Genomic DNA, 15,173 nt, shown 5'->3' with positions numbered 1-15,173 from the left:
TGTGGAAGATGAAAAGTTAAAACCTGCGATAGAAGCAATTCTATTTGCTTGTGGTACTCCGGCTGAACTTACAAAAATAGCTCAGGCATTGGAGATAAAGGAAGAAAAAGCCGAGGAATTGCTTAAATTGCTTATGGAAGATTACTCCAGTAGAAAATCAGGTATAAAAATAGTAAGGCTTGGGAAAAGCTATCAAATGTGTACAGAAAAGGAATATGCCGAAGTTATTCGTACAGTTCTTGATTTAAGAAGAAATTCACCACTTTCACAGGCGGCTTTGGAGGTTCTTGCAATAATAGCCTATAATCAACCGGTTACTAAGGCTTTTGTTGAGCAGATAAGAGGCGTTGATTGTTCGGGTGTTGTTTCGAGTCTTGTTGCAAGAGAACTTATTGAAGAAAAAGGCAGACTTGAACTTCCGGGAAGACCTTTGATTTATGGAACAACAGAAAATTTCTTGCGTTGCTTTAATGTAAGTGATATAAGCGAATTGCCACCACTTCCACAAAAAAATAGTGATGAAGAAAATTCTGAAGAATCATCTGAAAAGAACGAAACCGAAAGCATAGACAAAGAGCCTGAGAAAGAAGAAAATGTATGACCGCACTTTATATAATAGTCGGAATATTGCTTTTTATCTTTCTTTTGCTTATGATACCTGTTTCGTTTCATTTCAGATATGATGGTGAACCTGAACTCATATTGCAATATCTTTTTATAAAGATAAAGCTTGTTCCACCAAAGGAAAAGCCAGAAAAGCAAAAAACTGAATCTGAAAAATCAGAAAAGCCAAAAGAGAAAAAGCCAGAAAAAAAAGGAAATAATCTAAAAAAGCTATATAAAAAGCGTGGTTTGGATGGATTATTTGAGATTTTGTCTGATGTTATATCCATTATAAAAGATACTTCATCAAAGCTTATTAAGCATATTGTTATCAAAAAGCTTAAAATAGATTTGCTTATTGTTGGAGAAGATGCAGGAGATACTGCTATGAAATATGGATATATCTGTTCAGCGGTATATCCTGCGGTATCTTTTATTGATTCAAATATGAAGCTTAGAAAAAAGCAAATTGATATAGAGGCAGGCTTTACAGAGAAAGAAACTAAAATTTTCGCTGAAACGAAAGTAAGTATAAGACCTTGGTTTGCTTTAGGGATAATGATTTCAGCAGCTTTCAGGGGAATTAAACTTATACTTGGTATAAAAAAGGATATGGAAGTATAGTTTTAGTTGATTAACTTCCATTAAGACAATTAAAAATTTTGCTCAAGCTTTTTCAAAAGCTTGCAGTTTCCAAAGGTACTTACCTACTGTAGAGCCTTTGGTGGGTTTTAAGGGCAAAGCCCTTAACTAAATAAAGATTTGAAAGGAATGGTTTAAATGAGCGAACAACAACATCATCCTATTGAGGGTCTTATGGATACGACACTTGATAAAATCAAGCAAATGGTAGATGTTAATACTGTTATTGGAACACCTATTACAACAGCAGATGGTACTACTATTATCCCAGTATCTAAAGTGACTTATGGTTTTGCATCAGGCGGTTCTGAATTTGCGTCAAAGAAAATGGAAAACAATCGACTTTTTGGTGGCGGTTCGGGTGCAGGTGTTACAATTAACCCTATTGCATTTATTGCAGTATCAAACGGTGAGGCAAAGCTTCTTAATATTGAAAGCTTCCAAGATAGCCAAGACAGAGCTGTTGCAATGGTTCCGGATTTGATTGATAAGATTGTTGGTCTTTTCAAAAAAGATAAAAAAGAAGAATCAAAGGAAAGTAATGATAACGAAAATTCTGAAATTTCAGACCCAACAGTATAATAGTTGCAATTCTGAAATAAAAGAGCGTTATATTTAACAATCTGCCGAGCATATAATTAGATAATCTTAATTTTCGGCGGAGGTTACATATGAAAAGGACAACTGCTTTGTTGCTGTGCTTTGCAGTGATATTTTATTCATTCATATCTTTAGGGGCAAGTGTTGATTCTAAGGCTGACGGTGATAAGCCGTCAGTTTCTGCGTTGAGTGCAATATTATATGCACCCGATAGCGGAACGGTTATTTATGAAAAAGATAGTCATACAAGGCGACCGATTGCGAGTATTACCAAAATTATGACTGCCTTGCTTGCATTTGAATCTGCACAATCTAAGGACATTGATATTAAATTCACAGCGAATATGCAGGCAGAGGGTTCAAGTATGTATCTTAAAAATGGTGAGATTCTAAAACTTTCTGAGCTTGCAAAGGGTATGATGATGGTTTCTGGGAATGATGCCGCAAATGCTATTGCGATTACTCTAGGCAAAAGTACAGAAGGTTTTGCAGAGATGATGAATCAAAAGGCGGAATCACTTGGTATGAAAGATACCCATTTTGTTACACCGTCAGGGCTTGATGATGAAGAACATTATTCAAGTGCTTATGATATGGCTATTCTTACAGCTTATGCTATGGAAAATGAGCAGTTTAAAGAAACTGTCAGTCAAAAAAGCATAACTGTTAAATATACCTCTCCTGAAAACAAAACTCAGATATGCAATAATCATAACAGGCTTTTGTCACTTTATGAGGGCTGTATTGGGGTTAAGACGGGTTTCACAAAAACAGCGGGTCGAACTCTTTCAAGCTGTGCTGAGAGGAACGGTGTCCGTTTAATATGCGTTACGCTTAATGACGGTGATGATTGGAATGACCACCAGAAATTATATGATTATGGCTTTTCTAAAATGAAAACTGAAACGCTTTGTCAAGCAAAAGATGCTATTCAAGCTAATGTTGTTGGTGGAGAAGCTGATGAAATTCAGCTTTATCCATCAAGGGATATAAGTGTTTCGGTAATTGATGGGGAGCAATGTAAAATAGAATCAGAAATTATACTGCCGAGATTTATTTATGCACCTATAAGAAAAGGCAAAGCTGAGGGCAAAATTATTTTTAGGATAAATGGTAAAATTATAGGCTGTGCCAACCTTATCGCAAAAGAAGAATGCAAGGCGGTTATTCACGAAAAAGGATTTTTTGAAAAACTTTTCAGATAATAAAAATATAAAGAAAAGAGGGATAAGTTTGGCTTTTAACGAACTTATAAGGATACAGAAAATTATAGCTGACGCAGGTATAGCTTCACGAAGAAAGGCAGAGGAGCTTATACAAAAAGGCTTGGTAAAAGTAAACGGAAAGACAGTAACTCTTGGCGATAAGGCTAATCCTAAAAAAGATGAAATCATTGTTCAGGGTAGAAAACTAAATTCATCTGCAAAATCTAAAAAATACTATGTTATGCTCCATAAGCCGAGAGGATACATTACAACGATGAGCGATGAGCGTGACCGTAAATGCGTTGCAGAGCTTATAAAAGATTTTCCAACAAGACTTTATCCTGTCGGAAGACTCGATAGAGAAAGCGAAGGCTTGCTGCTTATGACTAATGACGGAGCATTTGCGAATGAGATAATTCACCCGTCGCATCATGTTGCAAAGACTTATCGTGTAACTGTTCATCCAAGAATATCTGAGGAACAACTCACAGCTTTGACAAAAGGTGTTTTAGTTGATGGAAGACTTTCCTCACCGGCTGGAATTAAGGTTCTTGCTCAAGAAAGAGAACGCACTGTCCTTGAGATTATTCTTGAAGAAGGCAGAAATCGTCAAATCAGAAAAATGTGTGAAGCGGTCGGACTTGAGGTAGCAAGATTAAAGCGAACAGCTATTGGCCCGATTAAATTAGGTATGCTTCAACCGGGAAAATACAGAGAACTTACTCCGCAAGAGATGAAAGCTTTAGCTAATGCAAGAAAAAAAGCAAATGGAGAAACAAAAGGTAATTAAATATAAAAGCGAAAGCATTTTTTATAAATTGCTTTCGCTTTTATTTAATTATTTAGATTTAGCTTTGTGCAAGTAAATAATTGATATATTAAATATTTTATAGTTTAAAATAGTAATTGCTTGATAATCAACTATCTATTATGTTATAATTATGTAAAATAATTTTAAGGGAGAGAGTCTCTTGCTTAATAAAAATCAAATATATCAGGCTGAAATAACAGGACTTACAAGTGAAGGAAACGGAGTATGTCATATTGATTCCATGGCGGTTTTTGTGCCAAATACTGCTGTTGGCGATATTCTTAATGTTCGTATTGTAAAGGTTTTAAAAAAATATGCTTTTGGAATTATTGAAAATATTATTACTCCATCTTCCGATAGAGTTACACCGGATTGCCATATAAGTACAAAATGCGGTGGCTGTATACTTCGCCATATAAGTTATGAAGCTGAGTTGAAATTCAAGTATCAGCGGGTTTACGACGCCATAACAAGAATTGGCGGAATAGATGGTTCGCTTGTTGGTGAGATTGTTCCATCAGATAGTACCATAGCTTATAGAAATAAAGCACAACTTCCAATTGCTTATGGTAAAGATGGAAATATAACCGTTGGATTTTTTGCACAGAGAAGTCATAGGGTTATACCTGTTGATAACTGTTTGTTGCATTCAGAAGCGTTCAATCCGATAATCGACTGCTTTATTGATTTTGCAAACAAATATAAACTTACACCTTATGATGAAAAATCTCATAGTGGACTTTTGCGTCATCTATATATGCGTCATGCAATGGGTACAGATGAAATTATGGTATGTATTATAATAAATGGTAAAAAACTTCCATACGAAGAAGAACTTTGCGAAAAACTTCTTACTGTTGAAAATCGGATAAAGACCATTGTTATCAATAAAAATTGTGATAAAACTAATGTTATTACAGGCAAAGAATGTCGAAATATTTTCGGAACGGGATATATTACAGATAAACTTTGCGGGTTTTTATTCAGAATATCTCCTCTATCATTTTATCAGGTTAATCGTTCTCAAGCAGAAAAACTTTATACTATAGCTAAGGATTTCGCAGAACTTCAACCAGATGAAACTTTACTTGATCTTTACTGCGGAACAGGTACCATTGGCTTGACTATGGCTAATTATGTGAAAAAACTATATGGTGTTGAAATAATTCCACAAGCAATTGAAGATGCTAAAATCAATGCAAAAATAAATGGTATCACAAATGCAGAATTTTTCTGCGGTGATGCCTCTTTAGCGGCAGAAAAATTGGCAAAACAAGGTATTAAAGCTGATTGCATAATTATAGACCCTCCAAGAAAGGGATGTGATGCTACGCTTATTGAAACCGTTACAAAAAAGTTTTCTCCCTCAAGAGTAGTTTATGTTTCATGCGACCCGGCTACACTTGCTCGTGATCTGAAAATTTTTAATGAATCAGGATATTCTATTAAAAAAATTACTCCTGTAGATTTATTCCCTAGAACGGGACATGTGGAGACGGTCTGCTTGATGTCTAGGAAAGAGAAATAAATAGCGAAAAGTAGCGTATTTACGGGCTTTTTTGAGATTAGGCAATAGCTCATGAAAGTCCGTATTTCTTATATTGAAACATATCTACTGTAAAAATGGTCAGAGGGTTTAGGCAGTGGATTAGATGTCGTGGGTTGTGGCACTAGGATAGATGTTATCTAGGGTGCTAACTCAATTTGAGTGAGTGATTTAGATGTTGTCTAATCCGGCAACTCGACTGTTGGCAATATGGCAGGCAGTGGATTAGATGTTATGGAAGGAGTGAAGAAAATGAGTAGAACGAAAACAGATGAAGTGATTCAGTTTATGTCGCAGTATTCATTGGAAGAGGTTCTTTCTGGAATCATAGAGCTTCAAATGCTTCTCTATGGACATGATGATACATTTATTCCAGCTTCTGAATATTTAGCAGTAAATGCCTTATATGCTTGCAAGGAAGTTGGTAATAAAGCTTTTATGTGGAGGGATTATGAAGTCTTAGAACAACATGCAAAGAGTGCCTGTGCACCTAATATAGATGAACTTTTTTCCGAAACAATTAAAATGGTAAATGCCAGTGATGAAGAAAAACAAAAATTTCTACAGTCAAAAATGATGCAGATGAAGGGCAACTTTTATAGAGGCGACGGTTATATTCATCAGTTAGTAGACGTTGCCAGACGCTTATATGCACCTCTTGATAATGAAATGGAAAGTGAGCTTGGTTTTTCATTTACTGCATATGAAAAATCAATAAAATACATTTTCACACAATACGGCATTAAAATTGCCAAAGCTTATCAAGAAAAATATAAATTCAAAAATATGATAAAAGCCTTTTCTTGCAAAAATAAACCTTGTCTTCCAAGCATTAAGGAAGGATTTGTTTTTAGGATATATAAGTCTGAGTTGAAGTCAATTGTAGGTGATGCAGCATATAAAATGCTCGATTATATGAGTGTAAAAGCTTTCGATAATACTTTTAAGAAAGTCGAATTCGAGGACTTTAAGATTTTATTGTCAAAGCCTTTTGTTGACTTTGGGGAGTATATTTATATGCCGTTACTATTTTCAACTTTGATGAACATTCCTAAACAATTCCATTATTCCTTTATTGCGGAGAAGATATTCGATAAAAAGACCGTTGGAATTTATACTGGAAATCGTGGGGATGTAGTTGAGGAACTTACTGCTACTTATTTAGCAAGGTTGATAGATAAGAATAAAATATATTGTAGCCTTTCTTATCTTGGAGAAGATGGTGAGGCTGATGTCACTACAGTTGTGAATGAGGGTATGCTCTTCTGTGAGTGTAAGAGTAAAATTATTACACTGAATTCAATAAGAGGGTTACACGAAAGCATTAAAACAGATGTATATCAAGCCATAGGTGCGGCTTATGAGCAGGCAGTCAGGTCAATCGAAAGAGTACAAGAAGGAAAGAAATTCGTTACAACATCTGGAGAAGAAATTGAAATAGATGATATCGCATCAAAATATATAGTTTGTGTTACTGCTGAGAATTTTGGAATAATTCCGTCAGAAATACAGGATTATATAGAAATTGATAATGTCTTAGGCATTCCATATGTGGTCAACGTTTATGACTTGGATATAATTACAAGAGAATGTAAATCATACGAGGAATTTATCCAGTATATAGAATTCAGAAAGAAAAATTATGATGTTATTTCAGCATTAGATGAACTTGATGCATTTGGCTTTTTTAAGAAAAATGGAAATGTGAAGATTTCGATTGATGCTGATGAATTGATGTTAACTGATTACACATCTGATTTTGATAAAAAATATAAGCTCGAAGATAAAAAGGTATTTCAGGAATTCTTTGGACGATAAAAACAACCCTCTCAACCATCATGGCTGGGAGGGTTTTGTGCGTCTATGCTTATCTTTCTACATCGACCATAAGTCCGGATTTCAATTCAACCGTGCAATGGTCGTCCCATATTGTGATTTGCTTAAGCCAGCGTTTTACAAGGGCTTCATCAAATGTGGTAAGGTCGGAAGGCTGTTCTTTAATGAAATCCTGCAATTCTGTAATTCTTTGCAGCTGTTCATCGCGTTGTACAGTGTCCATTGAGGCTTGCTGGCGCTTTTCTCTGAGTGCAAAAATCTGGTCGGCAATCTCATCATAGGCTTCTTTGTTGTTGGCCTTTTTTACAAGTTCCTGTTGAAGTTCCATAAGCTTCTCATCAATACCATCCGTAGTGATTGCTGCAGAAGCTCTGACGACCGATGCGATGTTTTGCTGTAGCTGTTTCTGGTATTTGGATTTATCTCCAAGCAGCTCATTCAAGGCAGTAAGTACGATTTCCTGCAGGTCAAGTTCGTTGATGGTTCTGGCATGGCATTCAAGGCCAGTAGGTTCTAACTTGCTGATGCAGCGCCAGACGATGGACTTGCAGCCACGGTTGTTCCAGTGGATTCTTCTAAACATCTCACCGCAGTCACCGCAAATGATAATCTGTGAGAAGCAGTGGTTGCAGCTGTAGCTTCGTTTCTTTCCATTGGCACTGGTCTTTACCACTCGTCTACGCACCAATTCTTCCTGTACACGCATGTAAATCTCTCTTGGGATAATCGCTTCGTGGTTTCCTTCAACATAATATTGAGGAACGATTCCGGTGTTCTTAACTCTGGTCTTGTTAAGAAAATCAGTGGTGTAAGTCTTTTGAAGAAGGGCATCACCGATGTATTTTTCATTGCGGAGAATCTTGTTGATGGTGCTTGTATGCCATCGTGGTTTTCCTGCGCCGGTAAGAATGCCATCAGCCTCAAGTCCTGCAGCAATCTTATCCATGCTGTAGCCTTCAAGGTACTCTCGGTAGATGCGCTTTACAACTTCAGCCTGTTCTGGGTCAATGACAAGGTTACCATCTTCATCTTTGGTGTAGCCAAGGAAGCGGTTGTGGTTTACCTGCACCTGACCATTCTGGTAGCGGAACTGAAGTCCAAGCTTAACGTTCTGGCTTAATGACTGTGATTCTTGCTGGGCCAGTGAAGCCATAATCGTAAGAAGGACTTCACCCTTGGCATCCATTGTATTGATAGCTTCCTTTTCAAAGAACACCGGTATGTTCTTTTCCTTAAGCTGTCTAATGTATTTCAAGCAGTCTAAGGTGTTTCTGGCAAATCGGCTGATTGATTTTGTGATAATCATGTCAATGGTGCCAGCTTCGCAATCCTCAATCATTCGGTTGAATTCTTCTCTGTTCTTTGTGTTGGTACCGGAAATACCGTCATCAGCGTATATTCCGGCAAATTCCCATTCAGGGTTCTTTTTAATATATTCTGTGTAGTGCTCAACCTGAGCTTCATAACTTGTAGCCTGCTCATCGCTGTCAGTACTAACTCTACAGTACGCCGCGACTCGGAGTTTAGGCTTTGCATCCTGCTTACGACCGGTATTACCAATTTGTCGTTTGGCAGGGATGACCATTACATTTCCCATCAAATAACCTCGCTTTCTATAAGGCTGTATAAATACTCAGCCTGTTTTACTGGATTGTCAAAATACTCTGTGATGTCGCCGAAGCGGAAGAGTATCGGAGCCTTCTTCTCAGGTATTTCTTTGAATCTGTCGTTGCGACCAAGTTTTGCTGACCTGCGCCTGATTTCTCTACCTGCGGCAATGAAGGTATCCTTATCGATGATGGCTGGATAAAAGTTATCACCGAGATAATGCTTGTTTTGCATAATTCGCTTGGAACCAGCATGCAGTGCATTGATTCCTGCTTCTTTGGCAGCATTCGTAAGTGAAAGACCACCAAGGTAATTCTTGTATAGCTGTCGTACCTTAGCTGCAGCTTCTTCATCGATAACTGCGATGCCATTCTCGATACGATAGCCAAGTGGTGTATGTCCCATCAAATCATCTCCTTAAAAGTAAGACCACACTTCATGACAAATCCGACTTCATGTCTGGAATACACCTGAATGTGGTCTACAAATCTCTCAAATAAATCTTCGCTGTATTCTTCAAGCATTGACCCACGCTCTGCAAAGTGGAGTAGGCGTTCTGCTTCAAAGAACCTTGAACTGTCACCGCTCATGGTGGCATTGATAACTTCAATGTCTTCCCTGTAGGTGTTAGCCTGCGTAAGAAGGGCGTTTGTTTCGCTGTTATACAAAACTTGGTCGATATAGCCCTGAGCCATCAATCTGGTTAAGGTTTCTCGCTGTTCTGTGTTCTGTTCCAAAAGGCGCTCTAAGTGCTGGATTCTGACAAAACTCTCATCACCGGAATTGTTCTGCAGTGCAGTAGCATAAGGTTTCAAGACTAGCTTGTGGCTGTAGATTAGTTTGTTAAGAACGGTAACGAATGCTACCTTCAAATCATCATCCCTAAGATACAGCATCGAGCATTTATCTTTATCTGCCAGATGGGTATTGCAGCACCAAGCTACGTATTTGCCATAGGTGCTGGAGTGCATTCTTCTTCTGAAGGTATCACCACATTCGTTGCAGATGATTTTTCCGGAAAATGCATAGCGCTGTTGGTATTTTTGACTTTCTCTCTTGATACCTTTTTCAGCAGCTCGTTGCGTTATCAGAAGTCCGGCTGCTTCAAAATCCTCTTTACTGATAATTGCTTCATGATGGTCGGCAACGTAATACATATCGAGCTCACCTTTATTTGTATGCCTGTTGAAAGAATCATCGGTATAGGTTTTCTGGAAAATAACATCGCCGGTGTATTTCTCATTAGCAAGAATGCCGCGGACACTGGTCGAAGTCCATTTGCCGCCACGCTTGGTAGGTACACCTTCATCATCGAGCGCTTTAGCAATAGCATCAGTACCTTTACCGGAAAGAACATCGGCGAAGATGCGTTTTACAACTTCTGCCTGTTCAGGAATAATGCGAAGTGTGCGTCCGTCCCAGCGGTACCCATAAGGTGCGTAACTAAGCTTGAAGGTTCCGTTTTGGAATCTCTTCTTAATTGACCACTTGCTGTTTTCAGAAATAGAAGTGGATTCACCTTCGGCCATTGAGCTTAGGATTGTAAGAAACAGCTCACTTTCCATTGACCCGGTGTTGATGTTTTCTTTTTCAAAGTAGATTGGAACATCCAGTTCCTGCAGCTTTCTTACAAGTTCCAAGCAGTCGGTTGTATTTCTTGAGAATCGGCTGATTGACTTGGTGATAATAAAGTCTATCTTCTTTGCTGCACAATCCTGCATCAGGCGCATTAGTTCCGGACGTTTATCCTTCTTGGTACCTGTGATACCTTCATCAAAATACAGACCGGCAAACTGCCAATCATCACGAGAAGTAATGTAGCTTTCGTAGTGTGCTTTCTGTGTTTCTAAGCTTTCAAGCTGTGCATCATTGCTGGTAGAAACACGACAATAAGCTGCTACGCGAAGCTTCTGTTTTTTGCTTGTTACATTCTGTACTTTGTCGATTTTTGTAACCTTCTTCACGGTAGTTCACCTCCCTTCGTCAGTGTATATACATCACTCTAAAAGCTGTATTTATCAAGTTATTTCCGGCATTATTTCTACATATAGCGGTGAGAATGTTTGGCGGTTAAGGAGCGTTAATTTGTTGAATTCCAACAAGGAAATAAGTCCAGAATCCAGCATCGATTTTGCGACTTCCTGTGCTCTGAAATAATCATAATCACGCTGTAATTGAATATCTGTAATCGGAGTAGGCTCCAGTTTTAAGTGAGATGCAATGTCTGTGGTTTTTAGAACAGACTTGTTTTCAGTTTGATTCATAATGTCCTCCAATCTGAAAGCTATGCCTTCACTTTCCCACTGGAGATAAGAAGTGATTTTGAGCGGATAAAAGACAAATAAAAAAATGCCCATCAGAGCACGAAACTCCAATGGGCATCCAATTACTTCAGTAATTCATTTACTTTGTTCTGTACAGCGGTGTAGTCATAACCGGCAGCGGTAAGGCGATTCTTTCTATCCTGACCGTTACCCCATTTGCCAGCGATAACTTCCTTTGCAAGTTCTAATACAGTCTTCTTTGCTGTAGTATTCTTACCGGTATAAACCACAGTTCCTTTTTCATCGAATACGCTGTAGCCAGCATTGTCATCAGCACACTTCTTGGCATTGCTTAATACCTTGAAGGCACCTTTCTGACTCTTGCTATCAGACCAAGTCTTACGTACACGATATAAAGTTGCAGTAGGTGTTTCAGGAGTAGTAGTTGTTCCGGCAAGCTGCGCAGTAACCTTTGTTGCCAAGTCGCCAAGTCTAGCATAAAGCCAGTTACCCGGACAGGACTTGTTGGCAAACCATCTATGTACAGTGATTACCATCTCATCAGACTTAGGATTGTAGTTAAGGGTTTTATCCTTATCACCAAGCCAGATAAGCTTCTTCTTACCATTACGTTTGCAGATATCAACGCAAAGTTTGATAAGAGCATCATAAACCTTACTGTTCATGGCGTAAGGTTCAGTGGTGTCGCTGGCGCATTCAATAGTGATTGCTCTCTGGTCATTTGCATTGCTGGAAGAGCACCAAGAGCGGTTCTTCTCCTCTACATACATGCCGATTCTACCATCAGTGCCAATACCGTACTGGCAGCTGGCCTGTCTTGAAGTAGGGTAGAAAATATTACCTAATGTTTCAACGCTGCACTGACCAACAACACAGTGAGGCGTGATGCGGTCAATGGAATGCGTTCTCTGTCCGGAGTGGTTCGGACTAAGTTTGGTATAGGATACCAATGAACTGTTTGTGTAAGCCATGTTTTATTCCTCCTTGCTTTCTGAACGGTCGTGAAGCTGTTCTAATACGACCTTGATTTTTTCTGGTACCGGAAGTCCAAGATGTGCTGCATTTTCAAGAAGAGAAACGCCTTCATTGGAGATGTAGAAGAAGATGACTGCAGTGCGAAGAACACCGCCTGAGCCGATAACATTTACATCAAGAATGTGGGCGATTCCTACAAGCAAGAAAATAAGCACCTTGCGACAGATGCCTTTGAAGCCGACTTCGCTGGAAAGTGTTCTGTCATTGATTGCACACATGACACCAGTGAGATAATCGATTACAACAAAGGCAATAAGTGCATAAAGCAGTCCGTCCCAGCCACCAAGAAAGTAGCCAAGCCAGCCGCCAATGCCTGTGAAGATGAGCTGGATTGTGTTCCAAAATTCCTTCATGTTTGAGTCCTCCATTTCTGTGAATTGGTATGAAAAAAGCACCTCCGAAGAGATGCTTGATTCCAAAATAAAAGATGCTATGCAATTCGCACGACCCTCAGATATGAGGATGTGATATTGATTGCAGCACCTGTATCCTGATATGCTTGTAATTTGATTTTTAATCCATTAGAAGAAGTCGTTGATGCGATACCGCCAGTATGAACATAAATAGTCTGGCTGGTTGTACTTCCTCCATATAAGATTTGCGCATTTGTAAGATTGCTATAGGTAGTACCACCGTCTGTTGATACCTGAATTCTGGCACCACGTCGTTTGGCGGTGGCTGCAGCGAAATTCAGATTAGCGGAGATGACATATACACCTGCGGTAACAGTGACAAGAGAATTGGTATCTGTCCAAGTTCCACTAGCACAGGATTTAGCTGTAGATGAGTTTGAATCCGTTACCGTTCCTATAGCTGTTGAGTGATTACCAATCTTAAGACTACCGGTGATAGTAGTATCGCCATTGATTACATTGGTATGAGCTGTTAACGAGTTTCGATAGATTAGCCATTCGCTTAAAGTTCCATCATAAACGCCTCGATTAACTCCGCCTGTGCCGATTCCAAAGGCAGCCTTAGCAGAAGCTGCACCATCAGCACCATATCTTGTTTGCCAATATGCGATATCTGTATGCTCAGATTGCACTGCTTTTGTATGATTGGTGGTCATGGCGATTTCTAAAGTATCGTCTTTCTCTGCAACTTTACCAATTGCGATTCCTTTGCCACCGGCTTTAAAGTCCATCAATACAGCTGCTGTTGAAACCGTATCAAGAATTGTTACTGTGGTGAAAGCATCTGTAATGGTGTATTTGACATCATAGGAGCTTTCCGTTGATATTGCACCGCCACCAAAAGTGAATGCAGTTCCTGAAGAGAAGCTCTTATTAGCATTAGTCCATGAAGTAGCAGATGATTTCTTATAGTAGGTTGCACGGGTTACAGTGTTCTTACTGCTGCAGGAAGCGTAGCTGTAAGAGATAAGACCACGGATATAAGTTCCATCATCATTTACGACACCAGCGCTGGTTGCTCTTTGTGAAAGATAGCTTGTAAAAGATGGTGCAGAATAAGCAACCACGCTGATACTCACAGTTGCTGCATCAGACACACGTCCTCTGGAATCAGTAACCTTTGCAGTAAAAGTAATTGTGCCTGAAGTAGTTAGAAATCCGGTCGTAAAGCTGGATGCTGTACTCGAATATCCACCACCTGAAATCGAGTAGGAAGATATCGTAGAACCGTAAGCACCAGCAGCTCCGTTGATAGTAACAGTTGCTTTTGACTTACTTTGAACATAGATGGCCCATGCTGCTGGAACATCACCATCAACACGTGCAGCTGTAACACTTGTCATTGTGGGTTTTACCGAAGCAGGTACTGTCAATGTAAGCGTGCAGGTTTTGGAGCCAATCTTTGTAGAGCCATTGTAGGTATCACAGGTGATGGTGCAGGTTCCGGATACCGCATTTGGTATCTGATTTGCCAGTGTAAGAGCAGGCGTCCACGATACGGATGTTGATGTTGTTTTGGAAACGATGGTTCCTGTGGTGCTTCCAAAAGAATAAGTCAAAGTATGCGTAAACGAAGATGATGCTCTTGTGATTGTAATTGTCGAGGCCGAATTCAGATTAGTGTTGGTAGCTGATACGGTTGATGCCCTTGGAATCGTATCAAGCGTATGCGTACCACTTGCAGTAACGCTGACTGCATAGGTATAAACGCCAGCTTCACAGCTCAAACTGAATGATTTAGTACCATCAGAGTTGTGACTGATTTTTGCTGTTCCAGACGCAATTGTTGTATTGTTGTACAGCTGAATTCTGGTGTCACTTGAATATACGGTTGTTCCATTGATGACTGCTTTGAAGGCACCGGACATAACCCAGCCGGAGCCGGAACCTGAGCCTTTAAGTGTCCAAGCGATAGTAGAAGTGTTGTTTGCTACGTCCTGACTGGATAATGACCACGACAGCGTAATGGAACGACCTTCTTTTTCATTTGTTGTTATGCTTCCGCTTTTAGCCATGAATCATTCCTCCTTAAGATGCTGGGTCTCGCCATTTGATGGAGAGATTACCATTTGCTCTTGGAATAAAGTCGAACCAGCCTCTGGTTTCATTTCCAAGAGATAACTTGTTTCTTATTTCTGCGTTGGTAATAACCAAGCTGTTATTTGAGATAAAAGCGATTTTCTGGCCGTTTTCCTTGAAGGCAAGCTCCTCATTGGATAGCTCGGCAGTGAAGGCATTTCCAACTCTGCCAAGCTCAATAAGGGCACCCTTGAAACGGATGTATTCTTCTAATAGCTGTTGGTTGTAAGCTACGTTTCCTTTTATCTCATCAGTGATGGCAGTAAAGTCCATACGGATTTCACTGCTGTTTTGAGTGATGCTAGACTGGAAATCTTTCTGAATGGTCTCTAACTGAGTCTTTTCAATGTAGGTATCATGAACGGTACCGGTAATTTCATCTGCAGTTTTCGCAATTTCTGAGTAGCAGTCATGCACCTGAATTTTCAGGATTTCTACATCATCTAAAGCATCCTCATAAGCCACCACGCTTTGGAAGGTGTGCTGGCATGAAGTTAATAGCGCCATTCA

15 protein-coding genes and 1 pseudogene are annotated in these 15,173 nt (G+C 39.4%); 7 read left to right on the top strand and 9 right to left on the bottom strand.

What is annotated here, in order from left to right; all coding sequences use genetic code 11:
- Position 1: 1 nt before the first annotated feature.
- The 7 genes from scpB (at position 2) to ACLU24_RS07695 (ending at position 7,225) form a co-directional block, all read left to right on the top strand.
- Entirely contained in the window at positions 2 to 601 is a 600-nt protein-coding gene (gene scpB, locus ACLU24_RS07725) for an SMC-Scp complex subunit ScpB (RefSeq protein WP_412611572.1), read from the top strand.
- Positions 598 to 1,227, top strand: a complete 630-nt coding sequence (locus ACLU24_RS07720) for a DUF2953 domain-containing protein (RefSeq protein WP_412611569.1) — start codon at positions 598 to 600, stop codon at positions 1,225 to 1,227. The genes scpB and ACLU24_RS07720 overlap by 4 nt, the downstream gene beginning before the upstream one ends.
- 156 nt (positions 1,228 to 1,383) lie before the next feature.
- Entirely contained in the window at positions 1,384 to 1,827 is a 444-nt protein-coding gene (gene ytfJ, locus ACLU24_RS07715; protein ID WP_412611567.1) for a GerW family sporulation protein, read from the top strand.
- An 89-nt stretch (positions 1,828 to 1,916) separates the two neighbouring features.
- On the top strand, positions 1,917 to 3,050 hold the full coding sequence (locus ACLU24_RS07710; RefSeq protein ID WP_412611565.1) for a D-alanyl-D-alanine carboxypeptidase family protein: 1,134 nt from the start codon (positions 1,917 to 1,919) through the stop codon (positions 3,048 to 3,050).
- Positions 3,051 to 3,078: 28 nt separating this feature from the next.
- On the top strand, positions 3,079 to 3,840 hold the full coding sequence (locus ACLU24_RS07705) for a pseudouridine synthase (protein ID WP_412611562.1): 762 nt from the start codon (positions 3,079 to 3,081) through the stop codon (positions 3,838 to 3,840).
- Between the two features lie 181 nt (positions 3,841 to 4,021).
- Positions 4,022 to 5,389, top strand: coding sequence for a 23S rRNA (uracil(1939)-C(5))-methyltransferase RlmD (gene rlmD / locus ACLU24_RS07700; protein WP_412611559.1), 1,368 nt, complete (start codon positions 4,022 to 4,024; stop codon positions 5,387 to 5,389).
- Between the two features lie 270 nt (positions 5,390 to 5,659).
- Positions 5,660 to 7,225: a hypothetical protein gene (locus ACLU24_RS07695; RefSeq protein ID WP_203351112.1), complete on the top strand. Its 1,566-nt coding sequence runs from the start codon at positions 5,660 to 5,662 to the stop codon at positions 7,223 to 7,225.
- A gap of 49 nt (positions 7,226 to 7,274) precedes the next feature.
- On the opposite strand, the gene ACLU24_RS07690 is transcribed toward ACLU24_RS07695, so the two are convergent.
- The 9 genes and pseudogenes from ACLU24_RS07690 to ACLU24_RS07655 form a co-directional block, all read right to left on the bottom strand.
- A complete protein-coding gene (locus tag ACLU24_RS07690) occupies positions 7,275 to 8,312 on the bottom strand; it encodes a recombinase family protein (RefSeq protein WP_475495306.1) in 1,038 nt (345 codons plus the stop codon).
- A 60-nt stretch (positions 8,313 to 8,372) separates the two neighbouring features.
- Positions 8,373 to 8,828, bottom strand: a pseudogene (locus ACLU24_RS14650) (recombinase family protein); the annotation flags it as partial.
- Between the two features lie 11 nt (positions 8,829 to 8,839).
- The gene (locus tag ACLU24_RS07685) at positions 8,840 to 9,256 is read right to left on the bottom strand and encodes a serine integrase family protein (RefSeq protein WP_203351111.1); all 417 of its coding nucleotides are present in this window, start codon (positions 9,254 to 9,256) and stop codon (positions 8,840 to 8,842) included.
- Complete coding sequence (locus ACLU24_RS07680) at positions 9,256 to 10,815, bottom strand: recombinase family protein (protein WP_412611556.1); 1,560 nt, start codon at positions 10,813 to 10,815, stop codon at positions 9,256 to 9,258. Before ACLU24_RS07680 ends, ACLU24_RS07685 begins: the two co-directional genes overlap by 1 nt.
- A 54-nt stretch (positions 10,816 to 10,869) precedes the next feature.
- On the bottom strand, positions 10,870 to 11,115 hold the full coding sequence (locus tag ACLU24_RS07675; protein WP_238991190.1) for an SHOCT domain-containing protein: 246 nt from the start codon (positions 11,113 to 11,115) through the stop codon (positions 10,870 to 10,872).
- Positions 11,116 to 11,237: 122 nt separating this feature from the next.
- A complete protein-coding gene (locus ACLU24_RS07670) occupies positions 11,238 to 12,107 on the bottom strand; it encodes an N-acetylmuramoyl-L-alanine amidase (protein WP_008978759.1) in 870 nt (289 codons plus the stop codon).
- Between the two features lie 3 nt (positions 12,108 to 12,110).
- Positions 12,111 to 12,524 (bottom strand): phage holin family protein, encoded by a 414-nt coding sequence (locus ACLU24_RS07665; RefSeq protein WP_008978758.1) that lies wholly within the window; start codon positions 12,522 to 12,524, stop codon positions 12,111 to 12,113.
- Positions 12,525 to 12,601: 77 nt separating this feature from the next.
- Positions 12,602 to 14,599, bottom strand: coding sequence for a DUF859 family phage minor structural protein (locus ACLU24_RS07660; RefSeq protein ID WP_412611554.1), 1,998 nt, complete (start codon positions 14,597 to 14,599; stop codon positions 12,602 to 12,604).
- A 13-nt stretch (positions 14,600 to 14,612) separates the two neighbouring features.
- The gene (locus ACLU24_RS07655) at positions 14,613 to 15,170 is read right to left on the bottom strand and encodes a hypothetical protein (protein WP_203351109.1); all 558 of its coding nucleotides are present in this window, start codon (positions 15,168 to 15,170) and stop codon (positions 14,613 to 14,615) included.
- Positions 15,171 to 15,173: the final 3 nt, after the last annotated feature.

The organism is Pseudoruminococcus sp., from assembly GCF_047012705.1.
Lineage (GTDB): Bacteria > Bacillota > Clostridia > Oscillospirales > Acutalibacteraceae > Pseudoruminococcus.
Note: the sequence above shows the minus strand (reverse complement) of the source record. Positions and strands in the feature narration are given on the sequence as shown.